The organism is Curvibacter sp. Hmag1.1 (assembly GCF_059769165.1).
In genome coordinates this window covers 3,529,194-3,547,062 of record NZ_JBMBGX010000002.1, presented here as the reverse complement: position 1 = coordinate 3,547,062, position 17,869 = coordinate 3,529,194, and the positions used below count along the sequence as shown (strand labels likewise).

The following is a 17,869-nucleotide window of genomic DNA, read 5'->3' as shown; positions in this document are numbered from 1 at the left end:
GCGCGCTTAGCGAACCTGCTCAGAAGTCTTACCAAATCGCCTTTCACGGCTATTGAACTCGGTCAACGCTGTATCAAGATCAATTTCACTGAAATCCGGCCACAAAACAGGACTGAAGAAAAACTCAGCATATGCAGACTGCCACAGCAAAAAGTTGCTGATCCGGTACTCACCGCCTGTACGAATAAACAAATCGGGATCCGCACTAGGTGACAAAGCCATCGCACTGGAAAGACTATCCTCCGTGATGTCCTCTCCGCGTTCAGCCAGCGCGCGGGCTGCCTGGACGATGTCCCATCGTCCGCCATAGTTAAAGCAGACATTAAGTGTCAACCCCGTGTTGGAGGACGTTTCCAACTCAGCCAGGTGAAGTCCTTGCCGTACTTTCTCTGATAGTCCGGATCTGCTACCCACGAACCTGAGACGAACACCTTCCTGCTTGAGCTGCGAAACTTCTCGGGCAAGTGCTCCGGCAAGCAAATCCATAAGGCCCGATACCTCGTCTGCTGGACGATTCCAATTCTCAGAGGAAAAAGCAAAAACCGTAAGAGTTGCTATGTTCCTGGGGGGGCAGGCTCTGACTATCCGCTTAAGCGTGTCCACACCCTGCTTGTGTCCTGCCAAGCGGGGAAGAAAGCGCTTGGATGCCCATCGCCCGTTTCCATCCATAACGATGGCGACATGCAAGGGGCTCGGTGAAACTGAAGCCGACATGCGGTTCAGCGTTACACCGCCATGATGTCTTGCTCTTTGGAAGCCACCAAACGATCAATCTCGGTAATGTGCTTGTCGGTCGTCTTTTGCACATCTGCCTCACAACGCTTTTGATCATCCTCGGACGCTAGCTTGTCTTTGACCAGCTTCTTGACTGCCTCGTTGGCGTCACGGCGCAAATTGCGGACAGCAACTTTGGCACCTTCACCTTCACCGCGGACGACCTTGGTCAGTTCCTTGCGACGCTCTTCAGTCATCGCGGGCATTGGGACCCGAATCAACTCACCCATGCTGGAAGGATTCAAGCCTAAATCCGAGTCGCGAATAGCTTTTTCAATCTTAGGAGCCATGTTTTTTTCCCACGGCTGTACGCTGATGGTACGAGCATCAATGAGAGAAAGGTTGGCAACCTGACTCAATGGGACCATCGAACCATAGTAATCCACGTGTACGGTATCCAACAAAGCAGGATTCGCTCGACCTGTGCGGATTTTGGTGAGATTGTTCTTGAGGGATGCGATGGACTGATCCATCTTTGCATCCAAAGTCTTCTTAATTTCTTCAATGGACATAGATTATTTTCTCCTATGCGATCACTTGGCCTGCACTCAGGTTACACATGCACCAAAGTGCCTTCGTCTTCACCCATCACCACTCGCTTCAGCGCTCCGTGTTTGAAGATAGAGAAAACTTTGATCGGCAGCTTTTGATCCCGGCAAAGGGCGAATGCAGCTGCGTCCATGATGCCCAAGTTTTGGGTCATCGCGTCATTGAACGTAATCTTCGAGTAGCGGGTTGCCGACGGATCCTTTTTGGGGTCCGCTGTGTAAACACCATCAACTTTCGTCGCCTTCAACACCATCTCGGCACCAATCTCTGCTCCGCGCAATGCTGCGGCAGTATCCGTAGTGAAAAATGGGTTACCGGTACCCGCAGCGAAAATCACCACCTTGCCTTCTTCGAGGTATTGCAAGGCCTTGGGACGGACATAGGGCTCTACCACTTGCTCGATGCCGATAGCGGACATGACACGTGCTGTTAGTCCAGCCTTGTTCATCGTGTCGCCCAGCGCAAGTGCGTTCATCACCGTCGCGAGCATACCCATGTAATCAGCAGTCGCACGGTCCATACCGACAGAACCACCCGCAACACCACGGAAGATATTGCCGCCACCGATCACAACGGCAACCTCTACACCCAATCGGGTGACTTCCGCAATTTCATCAACCATGCGGACAATGGTGTCCCGGTTGATACCGAACTGGTCATCGCCCATCAATGCCTCGCCGGACAACTTGAGCAAAATTCTCTTGTAAGCAGGTTTGGATTGGCTCATGGACGACTCCCGTTCGGTGACTAACAACTTTTCTATGAGATCAAGCAGACTGCTTGGCCGCAGCCACTTGCGCAGCAACTTCAGCAGCGAAATCGTCTACCTTCTTCTCAATGCCCTCGCCCACCACATAAAGAGTGAAACCCTTCACAGTAGTAGAGACGGCCTTGAGCATTTGCTCCACGGTCTGCTTGTCGTTCTTGACGAAAGGCTGGTTGAACAAAGAAACCTCTTTCAGGAACTTCTGGACGCCACCTTCGATGCGCTTTGCAACGATCTCAGCGGATTGCACAGGCTTGCCTGCAGCGGTTGCGATCGCTGCGTCTTCCGCGGCCTTTGCTGCCGCCACAGAACGCTCACGCTCAACCAACTCTGCGGGAACCTGGTCAGAGGACAAAGACACCGGCTTCATCGCCGCCACGTGCATGGCAACATCCTTAGCGGCGGCTTCATCACCTTCAAACTCAACCACCACACCGATACGTGTACCGTGCAGATAAGAAGCCAATTTGCTGGAACCATCAAAACGTTGGAAACGGCGGAAGGTCATATTCTCACCAATCTTGCCGATCAAGCCCTTGCGGACATCTTCCAAGGTGGGACCGAAACCGTCTTGCTCATAAGCCAGTGCACCTAGCGCAGCAACGTCGGCAGGATTGTTCACCGCCACCAGATTGGCCGCGGCATTTGCCAGTGCCAGGAAGCTGTCGTTCTTGGTAACAAAGTCAGTTTCGCAATTGACTTCGATCAATGCACCCACGCCATTTGTGATGCTAGTCGCAACAACGCCTTCAGCCGTCACACGTGCAGCGGCTTTGCCAGCTTTGCTGCCCAACTTGACACGCAGAATCTCTTCCGCCTTTGACATATCGCCGTCAGCTTCGGTCAAAGCTTTTTTGCATTCCATCATGGGCGCATCGGTCTTGCCACGCAGTTCTGCCACCATGCTCGCTGTAATTGCTGCCATTTGTATTCTCCGAATTTCAACAGTTTAAATAAGGGCTAAAAAAAAGGGGCAACGAAGCCCCCTTTTTCGGGTGCAGAAGTGCTTAAGCGGAAGCTTCGCTCACTTCAACGAACTCATCATCGCCTTCAGCGGCAACCGCCTTGACAACGTCATCCACAGCGTTCGCGCGGCCTTCGAGAATCGCATCAGCAATTCCGCGAGCGTACAAAGTCACTGCCTTGGAAGAGTCGTCATTACCGGGAATCACGTAGTCAATACCCTCGGGAGAGTGGTTGGAGTCCACCACACCGATCAAAGGAATGCCGAGCTTGCGTGCTTCTGCGATCGCAATCTTGTGGTAACCCACGTCAATCACGAAAATAGCGTCAGGCAGTGTGTTCATATCTTGAATACCGCCGATATCTTTTTCGAGCTTCTCCAGCTCGCGAGCGAACATCAACTGTTCTTTTTTGCTCATGCTGTCCAAACCGGCTTCCTGCTGGACTTTCATGTCCTTCAGGCGCTTGATGGAAGTCTTGACAGTCTTGAAGTTGGTCAACATACCGCCCAACCAACGCTGATCCACAAAAGGAACACCGGCGCGCTGAGCTTCAGCCGCCACGATTTCGCGGGCTTGGCGCTTGGTACCCACCATCAAAATGGTGCCGCGCTTTGCCGACAGCTGGCGCACGAACTTGGCAGCCTCCTGGAACATCGGGAGCGATTTTTCCAGGTTGATGATGTGAATTTTGTTGCGGTGACCGAAGATGAACGGGGCCATCTTGGGGTTCCAGAAGCGGGTTTGGTGACCAAAGTGGACACCTGCTTCCAGCATCTCGCGCATTGTTACTGCCATATTTAACTCCGAAGGTTAGGTCTGAAATCCACCCCGCTGATCGCCCTCAGACAGCGCTGAAGGAAACACCTTGTGGGGGTGGTTTGTGAATACCTTGGCGGGTACGCCCACCAAAGCCAGTCGAGTATAACACGCACCGGCTTCCAGTGACCCACACCTTCAAGTGCGCCAATTGGGTCTACGCATTGTGCATTTCCGTCAAACCACCCGAAACCTATGAAAAAATAAGGGCAGGCGAAAGACGCATACGAATTTGAAAGTTGAAATGAAAATAGCCATTGTGGGCGCGGGAGTTGCAGGAATAACGACTGCCCATGAATTAGCCGAAGCCGGCCATGCTGTGACCGTATTTGAGAAAAATGGTGCCGCCAGTGAATCCTCAAGCTTTGCGAATGGCGGCATTCACTGCAACAGCTTTACTTTGCCACTCTCGGCTTCCACATTTGGTGGGCACAAGTTGCGCCGTTTTTGGCAAAACACCCGCCAGATGTCGCATTCGTACTGGGCGGCACCGGCCAATTTTCGTTGGCTGTGGGCACAAAGCTCAGCGGCAGAGGCTGCCAAGGTGCGCGCGATTCAGTCATTCGGACAACAAATGGCACGCCTGGGGATGGAGGTAACAGACACATTGATCTCGCATCACCAGTGGGAGGTAGAACAAAGTGAGGGGCAACTGATATTGCTTAGCAATGAGGAAGAACTGAATGGATATTCGGCGAGGCTCCAATTTTTGAAGGACGCTGAACAAAACTACCGGATACTGGTCAGGGAAGAAATGGAAGCCCATGAGCCTGCGCTACATGGAGCAGACAAAATATTCAAGGCGATACACCTGCCCGGGGATCGTGTAATGAACTGCCGCCAGTTCTCGCTTCTGGTCAAACAGGCGGCTCAACGCAACGGGGTAGACTTTCACTTTGATACTGAAATCACGGGTCTACAAGCACAAGGCAAGCCCCAGGTTCGCCTCAAAACCGGGGACACTCAGTCTTTTGATCATGTTGTGATTTGTACTGAGTCCCTTCCAAGGGAGGATGTTCTGAAGACTGGCCTTCAGACATCTACCGCACGGATCGACAGCTACGCCCTGAGTGCGGCCATTCGCGAACCTTTGAATGCACCGCGTAGCGCAGTGCAGGACTGCAGGTCAGGCATTACGATCGCTCGCATCGGCAAGAGATTGCGAGTGTGCGGTGGAGCGGAATTGAACAAGTCAGGTACAAATGAACACGATAAACGCGTTGTGAACAAGCTGTTTCGTACGCTGGATCAATACTTTCCAGGCGCAGCGAATTACCCGGCAGGGACACAAATCTGGCGCGGCAGCCGCACATTTACCTTGGACGGCCTGCCATTGGTAGGCAGTGCTGGACTACCCGGCGTTTGGCTCAATCTGGCGCACGGAGCCAATGGCTGGACACTGGCAACAGCCAGCGCAAGGTTACTATCCGAACAAATTGCAGGCCAACCCACCAGCTTGCCGAGTGAACCGCTAAGTCCGCAACGCTTTATCCGATAGATTTTGCGAACCTTGTCCTCCGGCAGGCAAAGCAGCACAGGGAAAGAGACGTCATGAGCCCAGAACTGTCACAACGACTTGCCGCCGCGGTGGACGGAATGCCTGCCTTTCCGAAAAGCGTCCAACGTATTTTGGAACTGACCAGGGACGTCAACAGCACACCCAAGGATCTGGTTGATGTCATAGACAAAGATCCGGTGGTCACGGTAAAAATCTTGAAGGTCGTCAACTCTGCGTACTACAGCCTGCCACGGCAAGTGACCTCCATCGGTCATGCGGTGGTCTACCTTGGCTTCAACACGATCAAAAATCTGGCGTTGAGTATCGCGGCCATTGGCATGCTTCCAAAAGAAAACCAAGCGGGTTTCGACGTTCAGCAGTATCTTTTGCATTCATTGGCCACAGCGAGCATCGCCAAGCAACTTGCGTTGAAGGTGGACGATGCAGACCCAATGGATTGCTTCATTGCCGGCCTACTGCATGATTTTGGCAAGATGGTTTTTGCCCAATTCATGCCGCAGGAATTCAAAGCCGCTTTGGCATTAAGTGCGGCAGACAACAGCTCTTTGCACACGGCCCTGCAAACCACTATCGGCGCAGATCACGCAGTAGTCGGTGCCATGCTGGTAGAGAAGTGGCGATTCGCACCTGCCTTGGTGGACACCATCAGGCACCAAAGAACAGACAACCTGAAAGACACCGACATGATTGCCTGCGTTTTTGGCGCCAATCAGATCAGCAAACGCTTGGCTTTTGGCTTTGCCGGCAACCACTGCATTGACGAGCTTCCAGCACCACTTCAGAAGCGCTTAGGTGGCAATCTGGAGCAGGTCATCGCCTCTTTGGGTGATCTGACAGGCTTGTTTGAAGAAGCACAAGTATTTGCGAAGTTGTAAAGGACAGGCTTATGAAAGTCAGGTTTTGGGGAGTACGCGGTTCCATAGCTTCGCCCGGTCCCAAAACCGTGCGGTACGGCGGCAATACGACCTGCATTGAAATCCGTACAGACAACAACGAATTGATCATTCTGGACGCAGGCACCGGCATCTTCCCACTCTCCCAGACCCTGCTGGCAGAAATGCCGGTAACCGCCAATGTGCTAATTACCCACTCTCATTGGGATCACATTCAGGGGCTTCCATTTTTTATCCCGAATTTCATCCCTGGAAACACCCTGCGATTGCATGGTGGCTTCGACCCGGTCTCCGGCAAGGGCATCGAGCAAGTGATGGCGGTACAACTGCAATACAGCTACTTTCCGGTGCGTGAGGAAGAAATGAAAGCCCGCATCGAGTACGTCACGCTCATGCCTGACCAGCCTATCCAGATTGGAAGTGCCACCGTGACACCGTGCCTCCTGAATCATCCGGTAGTGGATTTCGGCTACCGCATCGAATGCAACGGAAAGTCTGTGTTCTTCACCGGCGACCATGAGCCCCCCTACAACATCTACGAACTCGGAGATGAAGGGTTTGCTGACTACCAAGCTTTTGTCGATGAGAAGAACAAGTCCATTCTGGAGGCTATCAAGGGAGTGGATGTGTACATCGCTGACACCTCATACACCGATGCCGAGTACCCTGCCAAAAAAGGATGGGGGCATGGCACTTTCAGTACCAGCATTGCTTCGGCCCATGCAGCGGGGGCCAAAGTGCTTTTTTGCACACACCACGAACCGACCCGCAGTGACGACGCCCTGGAAATGGCTTTTGCCGAAGCATTGGAACAAAACGCCCACTTGAGCACGGGCATGGATATCCGGCTTGCCCGAGAGGGCGACACCTATGAATTCTGAGTGGATTCTTTCCACTCGAGGCCCCAAGACTTTTGCGCGCCTGCCCATACTCGGCGCAACCGCATCTCGGACTCTTGAGAAAAACGCGATACAGAACCACCTGCCAGGCTACCTGATGCAACGGGCCGGCCTCGCTTTGGCAAAGCTTTCGCTAGCCGTAGCACCACATGCACACGTTTTTTGGATCGCCTGCGGACGCGGCAATAACGGCGGCGATGGATTAGAGGCCGCCATCCATCTGCACCAGTGGGGCAAAGAAATCCATGTCAGCATGCCAGCCGCAGACAAGCCCTTGCCCACTGACGCTGGACTGGCCCTCGCAAGGGCACGACAAGCAGGCTTGGCCATACATGACCACGCTCCGGATCACTGGGATGCATGCATTGATGCATTGCTGGGTATCGGACTGACTAATGCGCCCACCGGGACATACGCTGATTGGATAGGCCTCATCAATTCGCGATCATGCGACGTGATATCCGCCGACATTCCCAGCGGACTGATGGCTGATACCGGTGATGCACCCGGCGCCTGTGTGGCGGCCACGCACACCTTGTCGATGTTAAGTTTGAAACCGGGCTTGTTGACATTTCAGGGGCGGGATGCCTGCGGTAGTGTCTGGCTCAACACATTGGGAGTAGATGCTTCCACGGAGTCGACAGCGTGGCTGAACCACTTGCCCGTTGTTCACCAACGCCCCCATCTCTCCCACAAAGGCAGTTTTGGAGACGTTGCCATTGCCGGCGGAACGCTGGGCATGCAAGGCGCCGCTGTATTGGCGGCTCGGGCAGCATTGCAGTCCGGTGCTGGCAGGGTCTACTTGGTTTTGCTGCCTTCTGCACAAGGAAGCACTTCGGTCGACGTACCCGCGGACATCATGCAGCGACATGCAGACGCACTGCAGCCACAACAGTTGACACTGGTCGTCGGCTGTGGCGGTGGCGAAGAAATTGCACACACTCTTCCACGTTGGCTCATGGAGTCCAAGCACTTGGTTTTGGACGCCGACGCGCTCAACGCCATTGCGGCGTCCGCCGACCTCCAAAAACTGCTTCAGGGTCGCGCCGGAGATACCACAGTGATCACCCCTCACCCCTTGGAGGCAGCACGTTTGCTGGGCTGCAGCGTCGGTGAAGTGCAAACAGACCGCTTACGATCCGCGCAACTTCTAGCGAATCAGTTCAAGTGCACCGTGATTCTCAAAGGTTCCGGGAGCATCATCGCAGCGCCAGATCGCGTACCGCACATCAACCCCACCGGAAACGGCAAACTGGCCATCGCCGGCACGGGTGACGTACTTGCTGGTATGACAGGCGCCGCACTGGCGCGCCACGCAAGTGCGTGGAAAGCGGCATGCGCAGCCTGCTACCACCACGGTGCGCTAGCTGACCAGTGGATGAAGCCCACGTCGCTCACTGCCAGCGGACTGCTGGAATCCATATAAAAATAGCTGCTAGCGCTCATGGAATATGCGCCAGCAGCTACCATTTTAATAGCAAATAGTCATCAGGCTATCTGCGCTTCTTGGTAGTCTTCTTTGTTGTGGGACTCACCTTCTCGGCACTTCGGCTGCTGCGCGAAGACTTCGCGGTACTTCGCTGTTGGCGAACCTTGCCTTTGAAGGCGGCGCCCGCACCGGCGTCCGAATCTGAACGCCCCGCGAAGTCAGCGCGACCCGGCTTGATGTCGCGGCCGACGCCCTTTTCAGGAGGCAGTCTGGGAATGGATCCGGCCCCTTCTTGCACCAAACGGAAATCGATCTTCCGCCCATCGAGGTCCACTCGGCTCACTTGGATACGGACCCGTGTACCGATCGCGTAGCGGATACCCGTGCGCTCACCTCTCAGCTCCTGGCGGGCTTCGTCGAACCGGAAGTACTCGCCCCCCAGCTCAGTGATATGAACAAGCCCCTCCACGTACATGGCGTCCAAGGTCACGAACAGGCCGAAGGTTGTCGCTGAGGACACGACACCTGAATACTCTTCGCCCAAGTGCTCGCGCATGTACTTGCATTTGAGCCATGCCTCCACATCGCGGCTGGCTTCGTCAGCGCGGCGCTCGTTCGCACTGCAGTGCAAACCGGCCGCCTGCCAGGCAGTGCCTTCCGCATTGAGTTTTTTGGGTTTGGTTTCCGGATTGGCCACCCGCGACGCCAGATTCTTCTCCAGGCGTCGGGCAAGCTTGGCGTGTGCCTCACCCGGAGTCGGCAGCGCTGGCAGCTGGTATTTGCTCTTGGCGAGGATCGCTTTGATCACACGGTGCACCAGCAAATCCGGATAGCGCCGGATCGGGCTGGTGAAGTGGGTGTAGGCATCAAATGCCAAACCAAAGTGTCCGCTGTTGATAGGCGTATAAATCGCCTGCGACATGGAGCGCAAGAGCATCGAGTGGATCTGCTGCGCATCTGGCCGGTCTTTGGTGGCTTCTGCGATCGCTTGAAATTCGCCAGGGGCAGGCTTGTCGCTGATCGACATGCCGATGCCGCTCGCCTTCAGGTAATTGCGAAGCATCTCCTGCTTTTCAGGCGTAGGACCTTCGTGAACGCGGAAGAGACCTTGGTGCTTGTTCTGGGCAATGAAGTCTGCACTACAGACGTTCGCAGCCAACATGGCCTCCTCAATCAAACGGTGCGCCGTGTTGCGGGTACGGGGAACGATCTTCTCGATGCGCCCGTTTTCATCACAAACAATCTGCGTCTCAGTAGTCTCGAAATCCACAGCGCCCCGTTTATGGCGAGACTTGAGCAATGCCTGGTAGACACCATGCAAATTCAACAGATCCTGCACACGTTCCTTGCGTTTGCTTGCTTCAGGACCACGCGTGTTACCGAGAATGGCAGCCACCTCTGTGTATGTGAAACGTGCGTGACTCCACATCACTGCGGGATAAAACTGGTAAGCATCGACCTCGCCGTCTTCGGTGACGAACATGTCGCACACCATGCACAGTCGCTCGACTTCCGGGTTCAGCGAACACAAACCGTTGGACAGTTTCTCCGGCAACATCGGAATGACGCGGCGTGGAAAGTACACGCTGGTCGCGCGGTCATAGGCATCCACATCAATGGCATTGCCTGTCTCCACATAATGACTGACATCCGCAATCGCCACCAATAAACGCCAACCTTTCAGTGCCGTCTTGCCACGACCTTTGCTGGCGGGCTCGCAATACACCGCATCATCAAAGTCGCGGGCATCTTCACCGTCGATGGTGACCAAAGGAATATCAGTCAGGTCAATCCGGTGCAACTTGTCTTGGGGGCGTACCTTGTCCGGCAGAGTCCGCGCAAGCGCTACGCAGGCATCTGAAAATTCATGCGGTACGCTGTATTTGCGCACTGCGATTTCAATCTCCATGCCGGGGTCATCCACCTCGCCAAGCACTTCCTTGATACGCCCCACCGGCTGACCAAACAGGGCGGGAGGTTCGATAAGTTCCACCACCACCACTTGCCCCGGCTTGGCCACACTGGTGGCGCCTTTCGGGATCAATACGTCTTGCCCATAACGCTTGTCTTCAGGCGCCACCAGCCAGACACCGCTTTCCTGCAACAACCTGCCGATGATGGGCTGTTTGGAACGCTCTGTGATTTCCACCACCCGCCCTTCGGGGCGTCCCTTTCGATCGCTGCGAACGATGCGGACCTTGACGCGGTCTTTGTGCAGCACGGCCCGCATTTCATTGGGGGGAAGGTAAATGTCGGGAGCACCGTCATCGCGGGACACGAAGCCGTGTCCATCACGATGCCCCTGAACAATTCCTTCAACTTCTTCCAGCAAACTGCTGTTTTGGCCTAAATGTTTGATATACTTCTCTCTTTCCTGAGATGCCCAGATGGCGGAATTGGTAGACGCACTAGTTTCAGGTACTAGCGAGTAACATCGTGGAGGTTCGAGTCCTCTTCTGGGCACCAACAATGGTAATGTAGTTAATGAAAAGCCGCTGTGAAAACAGCGGCTTTTTTTTGCCTGTGTGATTCGTGCCACTGACCGTTTGATGCATCAGTCAGTGGCCCAAAAATCAAATGGGAAGTGCGACCAAATCGTGACCTTGCGCACTCACAATACGGGCCTTGGTGAACTCGCCCACCTTGAGAGTCTTGCTGATTTTTTCGGGTGGCAACAGACGCACCACGCCATCAATTTCAGGGGCATCCGCATAGCTGCGACCGACACCGCCCTTGCGACCCAAAGCCGGCGCGGAATCCACCAGCACTTGCATCACAGAGCCGACACGGCGCTGCAACCGGGCCGCAGACACTTCTTCTGCAACCTGCATGAATCTGGCGCGGCGCTCCTCCCGCACTTCCACGGGCAACATGCCCGGCAAATCATTGGCAGTCGCACCATTCACGGCGCTGTAGGCAAAGCAGCCCGCGCGGTCAATCTGGGCTTCACGCACAAAGTCGAGCAAGTGCTCAAACTCTTCTTCTGTCTCGCCGGGAAAGCCCGCAATGAACGTGCTGCGCACCACCAACTCCGGGCACGCTTCACGCCACTGCTGCAAACGCTCGAGGTTCTTTTCACCGCTGGCCGGCCGCTTCATGCGACGCAACACATCAGGGTGACTGTGTTGCAAGGGAACGTCCAAGTATGGCAACACACGGCCTGTTGCCATCAAGGGGACAATCTCATCCACGCTCGGATAGGGGTACACATAGTGCAAACGAACCCAAGCACCATAAGGCTCGGCAAGTTCACCCAAGGCTTGAACCAGCTCGAGCATGCGGGTCTTGACAGGCTTTCCATCCCAGAAACCCGTGCGGTACTTCACATCCACACCGTAAGCCGATGTGTCTTGACTGATGACTAACAGCTCTTTCACACCGCCTTCAAACAATGCCCGAGCTTCGCTCAGTACATCTCCAATGGGACGGGACACCAAGTCGCCGCGCATGCTGGGGATGATGCAGAAGGTGCACCGATGGTTACACCCTTCGCTGATCTTCAAGTATGCGTAGTGCCGTGGCGTGAGCTTGACACCTGCAACACCAAAAGACTGCGGCACCAAATCCAGAAACGGATCATGCGGCTTGGGCAGATTCAAGTGCACCGCATCCATCACCTCTTGGGTTGCATGCGGGCCGGTAACAGCAAGCACTTTGGGGTGCATCTGGCGAACCATGTTTTCCCCGCCATCGGTGGTCTTTGCGCCCAGGCAACCCGTCACGATCACGCGCCCATTTTCGGCCAACGCCTCACCGATGGTGTCCAGGCTTTCTTTGACCGCATCGTCAATAAATCCGCAGGTGTTGACGATGACCAAATCCGCGCCCTGGAAGGTTTTGGATGTTTGGTAGCCCTCGGCGCTGAGCTGGGTCAGGATGAGTTCGGAGTCGGTCAAAGCCTTGGGGCAACCCAGGCTCACAAAACCGACTTTGGGGGCAGCTTGCGCTGTCTGGGTGGGGGTCAAAATATCAGTCATATAGCGAAGTTCCGGAGCCCGCCTCCCAGACACCGGCCCTAGCGTTTAGCGCTTGAGGCCGAATGTGCCGAGGAATTGCTCGGTTTGTTTTTGCATTTGTTCCTGCATCTGCTGGAACATATTGTTGCCCATGACGCCCTGCACCATGGGGGCTTGCATCTCCATGAGCGCCTGCATGTTCTTTTCCAAGTACCCACCCATCATGCCCTGCATCGCATGTCCGTAAAAACGGATGATGTTGGACAACACAGGAGTGGTAAACATGGGCGAACCATTGGCCTCTTCTTCCAGGATGATTTGCAGCAGAATGCTGCGCGTCAAATCATCGCCGGTCTTGGCATCCACCACCGCAAAGATCTCACTGTCCATGACCAACTGTTTAATTTCAGCCAGTGTGATGTACGTAGAAGTATCAGTGTCGTAAAGCCGGCGGTTAGGGTACTTTTTGATCACCCGCTGCGACGACTTGGAATCTTTTGTGGAGTTTTTTTGCATTGCGATCGCTCGGCACGAAGTGTGGGAGCCAAGTTAGTGTTGCACTGCAGCACATTCTAGAGAGGGACCGGCTGATGCTGACCTAGGATTACCCTAGTGATAAGAGACGTCCGGAAAATTTGGTAGGCGCAATTGGACTCGAACCAACGACCCCCACCATGTCAAGGTGGTGCTCTAACCAGCTGAGCTATGCGCCTACATTTATCCGAGAGGCCGAAGTATAGCAGCATAAAAACCGCATCCCGGACAAACCACGATAGAAAGTTCAAAAAACCAGCATTCACGCTGAGCCATAATTGACGTTTACGTAAACGTCAATCCCTTTCAGTTTTACTACAAGGAGTACTTCATGGATATCGCAGGAAAAGTCTTCATCGTGACCGGCGGCGCATCGGGCTTGGGCGAAGGCACCGCACGCATGCTCACGTCCAAAGGCGGCAAGGTTGTCATTGCGGACATGCAAGTTGAGAAAGGTGAGGCAGTCGCCAACGAATTGGGCGGCGCTTTCGTGAAGTGCGACGTCAGTAATGACGCCGATGGTCAGGCTGTGGTTGCCAAGGCCTTGTCGCTTGGCAAACTTATGGGGTTGGTGAATTGCGCCGGCATTGCACCGGCCGAAAAGACGGTGGGGAAAAACGGCGCCCATGCCCTCGCCTCATTCAGCAAAACCATCACTGTGAACCTGATCGGCAGCTTCAACATGATCCGCCTGGCTGCCGAAGCCATGAGCAAAAACGACCCCGAATCCACGGGCGAGCGCGGCGTCATGATCTCCACAGCATCAGTTGCAGCTTACGACGGACAAATCGGCCAAGCGGCCTACAGTGCGTCCAAAGGTGGTGTGGTGGGCATGACCCTTCCCATTGCACGCGACCTGGCACGTAACGGCATCCGCAATATGACAATCGCCCCCGGCATCTTTGGGACGCCTATGCTGTTCAGCATGCCTCAGGAAGTGCAGGATTCATTGGCTGCTGGCGTTCCATTCCCTTCTCGTCTGGGTACTCCGCAGGACTACGCCAAACTCGCGATCCACATTTTTGAGAACGACATGCTCAATGGCGAAGTGATTCGATTGGACGGAGCCATTCGCCTGGCACCGAAGTAAGTCGGGTTCCTGTGTAGAAGAAGACTTCTCGCTCCGGGCGTACAACCTTTATCGGTGCGCCCGGATAGAAGACACCATCCCCAAAATGAAGATCGCACTAGCCAGCCATTGCAAGGCTGTAGGCCAGTCTCCGTACACCAGAAACGCATAGACGAGTGCGAACAAAGTTTCAGAGACGATAAGTTGTCCGCACAAACTGGCACTCAATCGCCGGCTGGCAAAATTCCACAGCACGGCCGCGATCCATGCTGAACCGATGCCCGTTGCTATACAAACCATAGCTGCCCGCGCAACATCTGCGTGCTCCAGCAGGTCTTCGACAGGTGTTCCCAAGGCCACCCATAGCAACCACGCCGCCAAGCCCGCATTCACGCCCATCCAACTCGTCCAGTCCCTCAAGTTCACATTCGTGTGTTGCTTAAGCCATGCCGAATTGATGATCGCAAAGGCCACCCAAAAGACCATGGCCAACAAGCCATAGAGCACCCCGCGCCAGAATATCCAACCGTGTATTTGAACGTCGCTGCCGCTGCTTTCAGCCGCCATCATTGTGGTGACACCTGCCAGTGTGAGTAGCAAGCCCGGAATCAGGCTGCGCCAGCGCAACCCCACAGGCTTACCGAGCAACATGACCCACACGGGAATGGTCCCGATGATCATGGTGGGCACTTCCACACCCGAATCCCGGATGGCGTAAACCAGCAGCAAGTAGTAGCCGGAGAAACCCAAGACGCTTAGCAGCAGTGCAGTTCCCGCTTGCTTCAGGGTAGGCAGACGTGAACTTCCATTCAACAGGCCAATGCCAATCATGCACAGCGATGTGAGACCGAAAACCACAAAACGCCCGGCGGTGAGATCCACCGGCGACAAACCTGGTGCCATTGCAGGCGCCACAAACACCAAGCCCCACAAGGCACCGGCCGCCAGACCAGCAATTACCCCGGCTAGCAAACAACCACCATTGCGTCAGTGCTGCTGCCTATATTCAGGCAAGTCTCAAATTCCAAATCCATCATCCGCCGCAATCACCGCTCCATTGATAAAGTGGCTTTGGTCCGAGCACAGAGTCACCAACATGGCGTCCAAGTCGGTAGGGTGGCCGATGCGCTTGCGCGGCAGCATTTGCACCAGTTTCTGCCCGCTTTCAGTCTGCCAATGATGGTGATTGATCTCGGTGTCGATGTAACCCGGGCACAGCGCGTTGACATTAATCCCGAACTTGCCCCACTCCAGCGCCTGGGCCTTGGTCATCTGGATCACCGCCGCTTTGCTCATGCAATACACCCCGATCTGGGGCAACACCCGCAGACCCGCCATGGACGCGATGTTGATGATCCGCCCGCCGGTGTAACTGCCGGGCGCCGATCCTTTGGCACGGGCCAGCATGCGTTTGCCGACTTCCTGGGCCACAAAAAAGGCACCCTTGACGTTGGTGTCAAACATGAAGTCGTAGTCTTCCGGACTCACGTCCTGCAAGCGCTGCGTAGTGCTCACCCCGGAGTTGTTGATGAGGATGTCAATAGAGCCCACTTCCGTCTCGGCATGGGCCACCGCAGACTTGATCGAATCGTGGTCGGTTACATCCAATTCGATGACATGGGCGTCACCGCCCTGCCCCTCAATTTCGGCGCGCAAGTCTTTGAGCTTGTCGATGCGGCGGCTGGCCAACACGACCGCGGCACCGGCTGCCGACAAGGTGCGGGCAAACTGCGCCCCCAGCCCGCCGGAAGCACCTGTGATGAATGCAATTCGCCCGGAAAGATCGATGCTGTAAGCCATTTAGAGTGCCTCCACAAATTAAAAAAGAACGGTCGTTCTTTTTTTGAAAATCAGCGAATAAAATCTGCTGCCGGTCGCGTGCGCTCCAGCGCGCGAACGCTGACAAGAAGACCACCCATTATTAAGCGAGACTCCCCATGACAAACCAGGAAATACTGGCTCAATTCGGCCCCCGTGAATCCATGGAATACGACGTGGTCGTCGTTGGCGGAGGCCCCGGCGGTCTGGCAACAGCGATACGCCTCAAACAGCTGGCGGCCGGGAAAGGCACCGATGTTTCGGTGGTCGTACTCGAAAAAGGCTCTGAGCCCGGCGCACACATTTTGTCCGGCGCGATCATGGACCCCAAAGCGCTGACCGAACTGATTCCCGACTGGAAGGCCTTGGGCGCCCCCCTGAACCAGCCGGTGACTGACGACGCCTATATTTTCTTGAGCGAGAAGTCCGGCTTTCGCGTGCCCAACATGGTGCTGCCGCCCTTCGCGCACAACGATGGCAACTACATCATCAGCCTGGGCGCTGTCACCAAATGGCTCGCAGAGCAAGCGGAGAGTCTGGGCGTGGAAATCTTCCCCGGCTTCACTGCGGCTGAAGTGCTTTACAACGACGATAGCTCTGTCAAGGGTGTGGCCACCGGCAACATGGGGGTGGGCAAAGACGGTGAGCCGATGGAAAGCTTCCAGCTCGGTATGGAGCTGCTGGGCAAATACACCGTGTTTGCTGAAGGCGCCCGCGGCCACTTGGGCAAACAGCTCATCGCCAAATACAAGCTTGACGAGGGTCGCGACCCGCAAAGCTTCGGCATCGGCATCAAGGAGTTGTGGGAAATCGACCCCAGCCGCCACAAGCCCGGCTTTGTGATGCACACCGCCGGCTGGCCCATGGAGTCCGACACCTACGGTGGCGCCTTTTTGTACCACCTCGAGGGCAACAAAGTCGCTCTGGGCTTTGTCACCGGCTTGGGCTACAGCAACCCCTACCTCAGCCCGTTTGAAGAGTTCCAGCGCTGGAAGACTCACCCGAATGTGCGTTACTACTTCGAGAACGACAAAGGTGAAATCACCGGCAAACGCCTGTCTTATGGCGCTCGCGCCATCAACGCAAGTGGCATCAATGCCCTGCCCAAAACGGTATTCCCCGGTGGCTGCCTGGTCGGCTGCAATGCAGGCTATCTGAACGTTGGTCGTATCAAGGGCAGCCACGCCGCCATCAAGACCGGCATGCTGGCCGCAGAAGCGGCTTATGACGCCGTGGTGGGCGGACGCCAGCACGACGAGCTGATCGCTTACCCCGAAGCGTTTGAAAAGAGCTGGCTGCACACCGAACTGAACAAAGACCGCAACTTCAAAAACTGGTTCAAGTACGGCCTGACCACCGCGACGCTGATGAACGGTTTTGAACAATTCGTGCTGCGCGGACACATCCCTTGGACCCTGCGCCGCGACAAGCCCGACCACGCTTACCTCAAGCCCGCAGCCGAGTGCAAGCCCATCGTCTACCCCAAACCGGACGGCAAGCTCACCTTCGACCGCTTGAGCAGCGTGTTCATCAGCAACACCAACCACGAAGAGCAGCAACCCGCGCATTTGACACTCAAGGACGCCTCGGTGCCTGTGAACATCAACTTGGCCAAGTACGCGGGCCCCGAAGCCCGCTACTGCCCGGCCGGTGTGTATGAGTTCGTCAAGAACGAAGACAACACCGACCGCTTGCAGATCAACGCCCAGAACTGTGTGCACTGCAAGACCTGCGACATCAAAGACCCGACCCAGAACATCGTCTGGGTCACACCCGAAGGCGGTGGCGGACCCAACTACGCTGGCATGTAAACCACGCTTCACAAAAAAACGGGACCTCAGGGTCCCGTTTTTTTATACCATGGTCAATTGACAACTAGACC

At 55.3% G+C, this 17,869-nt stretch carries 16 protein-coding genes and 2 tRNA genes; 7 read left to right on the top strand and 11 right to left on the bottom strand.

What is annotated here, in order from left to right; translation table 11 throughout:
• Window positions 1-6: 6 nt before the first annotated feature.
• The 5 genes from uppS to rpsB form a co-directional block, all read right to left on the bottom strand.
• Window positions 7-714 (bottom strand): polyprenyl diphosphate synthase, encoded by a 708-nt coding sequence (gene uppS, locus ACOAP0_RS17205; protein WP_087497035.1) that lies wholly within the window; start codon window positions 712-714, stop codon window positions 7-9.
• Between the two features lie 11 nt (window positions 715-725).
• Complete coding sequence (gene frr / locus ACOAP0_RS17200) at window positions 726-1,286, bottom strand: ribosome recycling factor (protein ID WP_087497034.1); 561 nt, start codon at window positions 1,284-1,286, stop codon at window positions 726-728.
• Between the two features lie 41 nt (window positions 1,287-1,327).
• Complete coding sequence (pyrH, locus tag ACOAP0_RS17195) at window positions 1,328-2,050, bottom strand: UMP kinase (protein ID WP_087497033.1); 723 nt, start codon at window positions 2,048-2,050, stop codon at window positions 1,328-1,330.
• A gap of 40 nt (window positions 2,051-2,090) precedes the next feature.
• Window positions 2,091-3,014 carry a translation elongation factor Ts gene (gene tsf / locus ACOAP0_RS17190; protein WP_498377425.1) on the bottom strand — a complete coding sequence of 308 codons (924 nt, stop codon included), beginning with the start codon at window positions 3,012-3,014 and terminating at the stop codon, window positions 2,091-2,093.
• A gap of 82 nt (window positions 3,015-3,096) precedes the next feature.
• Window positions 3,097-3,849, bottom strand: coding sequence for a 30S ribosomal protein S2 (gene rpsB, locus ACOAP0_RS17185; protein ID WP_313866162.1), 753 nt, complete (start codon window positions 3,847-3,849; stop codon window positions 3,097-3,099).
• A gap of 253 nt (window positions 3,850-4,102) precedes the next feature.
• On the opposite strand from rpsB, the gene ACOAP0_RS17180 reads away from it, so the two are divergent.
• The 4 genes from ACOAP0_RS17180 to ACOAP0_RS17165 are packed head-to-tail and all read left to right on the top strand — an operon-like array spanning window position 4,103 to window position 8,607.
• A complete protein-coding gene (locus ACOAP0_RS17180) occupies window positions 4,103-5,368 on the top strand; it encodes an NAD(P)/FAD-dependent oxidoreductase (RefSeq protein ID WP_498377423.1) in 1,266 nt (421 codons plus the stop codon).
• A 53-nt stretch (window positions 5,369-5,421) separates the two neighbouring features.
• Window positions 5,422-6,264: an HDOD domain-containing protein gene (locus ACOAP0_RS17175; RefSeq protein WP_498377422.1), complete on the top strand. Its 843-nt coding sequence runs from the start codon at window positions 5,422-5,424 to the stop codon at window positions 6,262-6,264.
• An 11-nt stretch (window positions 6,265-6,275) separates the two neighbouring features.
• Complete coding sequence (locus ACOAP0_RS17170) at window positions 6,276-7,163, top strand: MBL fold metallo-hydrolase (RefSeq protein WP_498377420.1); 888 nt, start codon at window positions 6,276-6,278, stop codon at window positions 7,161-7,163.
• Window positions 7,153-8,607 carry an NAD(P)H-hydrate dehydratase gene (locus ACOAP0_RS17165; protein ID WP_498377419.1) on the top strand — a complete coding sequence of 485 codons (1,455 nt, stop codon included), beginning with the start codon at window positions 7,153-7,155 and terminating at the stop codon, window positions 8,605-8,607. Before ACOAP0_RS17170 ends, ACOAP0_RS17165 begins: the two co-directional genes overlap by 11 nt.
• Window positions 8,608-8,674: 67 nt before the next feature.
• Here ACOAP0_RS17165 and rnr read toward each other — a convergent pair whose 3' ends face one another.
• Window positions 8,675-10,942 (bottom strand): ribonuclease R, encoded by a 2,268-nt coding sequence (rnr, locus tag ACOAP0_RS17160; protein WP_498377418.1) that lies wholly within the window; start codon window positions 10,940-10,942, stop codon window positions 8,675-8,677.
• 49 nt (window positions 10,943-10,991) lie between these two features.
• Between rnr and ACOAP0_RS17155 the strand changes: the two genes are divergently transcribed.
• Window positions 10,992-11,076 (top strand) — tRNA-Leu (locus ACOAP0_RS17155).
• Between the two features lie 107 nt (window positions 11,077-11,183).
• On the opposite strand, the gene rimO is transcribed toward ACOAP0_RS17155, so the two are convergent.
• The 3 genes from rimO to ACOAP0_RS17140 all read right to left on the bottom strand — a co-directional run bounded on the left by rimO (window position 11,184) and on the right by ACOAP0_RS17140 (window position 13,279).
• Window positions 11,184-12,587, bottom strand: a complete 1,404-nt coding sequence (gene rimO, locus ACOAP0_RS17150; protein WP_498377417.1) for a 30S ribosomal protein S12 methylthiotransferase RimO — start codon at window positions 12,585-12,587, stop codon at window positions 11,184-11,186.
• A gap of 45 nt (window positions 12,588-12,632) precedes the next feature.
• A complete protein-coding gene (gene phaR, locus ACOAP0_RS17145; RefSeq protein ID WP_087497024.1) occupies window positions 12,633-13,082 on the bottom strand; it encodes a polyhydroxyalkanoate synthesis repressor PhaR in 450 nt (149 codons plus the stop codon).
• 120 nt (window positions 13,083-13,202) lie between these two features.
• Window positions 13,203-13,279, bottom strand: a tRNA-Val gene (locus ACOAP0_RS17140).
• Between the two features lie 152 nt (window positions 13,280-13,431).
• Between ACOAP0_RS17140 and ACOAP0_RS17135 the strand changes: the two genes are divergently transcribed.
• Window positions 13,432-14,190 carry a 3-hydroxyacyl-CoA dehydrogenase gene (locus ACOAP0_RS17135; protein ID WP_498377416.1) on the top strand — a complete coding sequence of 253 codons (759 nt, stop codon included), beginning with the start codon at window positions 13,432-13,434 and terminating at the stop codon, window positions 14,188-14,190.
• 48 nt (window positions 14,191-14,238) lie between these two features.
• Here ACOAP0_RS17135 and ACOAP0_RS17130 read toward each other — a convergent pair whose 3' ends face one another.
• Both ACOAP0_RS17130 and ACOAP0_RS17125 read right to left on the bottom strand, forming a co-directional pair.
• Complete coding sequence (locus tag ACOAP0_RS17130; RefSeq protein ID WP_498377414.1) at window positions 14,239-15,141, bottom strand: DMT family transporter; 903 nt, start codon at window positions 15,139-15,141, stop codon at window positions 14,239-14,241.
• A 45-nt stretch (window positions 15,142-15,186) separates the two neighbouring features.
• Complete coding sequence (locus ACOAP0_RS17125) at window positions 15,187-15,969, bottom strand: SDR family oxidoreductase (protein WP_498377413.1); 783 nt, start codon at window positions 15,967-15,969, stop codon at window positions 15,187-15,189.
• A gap of 137 nt (window positions 15,970-16,106) precedes the next feature.
• Here ACOAP0_RS17125 and ACOAP0_RS17120 point away from each other — a divergent pair, with 137 nt between their 5' ends.
• Window positions 16,107-17,798 (top strand): electron transfer flavoprotein-ubiquinone oxidoreductase, encoded by a 1,692-nt coding sequence (locus tag ACOAP0_RS17120; RefSeq protein WP_498377412.1) that lies wholly within the window; start codon window positions 16,107-16,109, stop codon window positions 17,796-17,798.
• Window positions 17,799-17,869 lie beyond the last annotated feature (71 nt).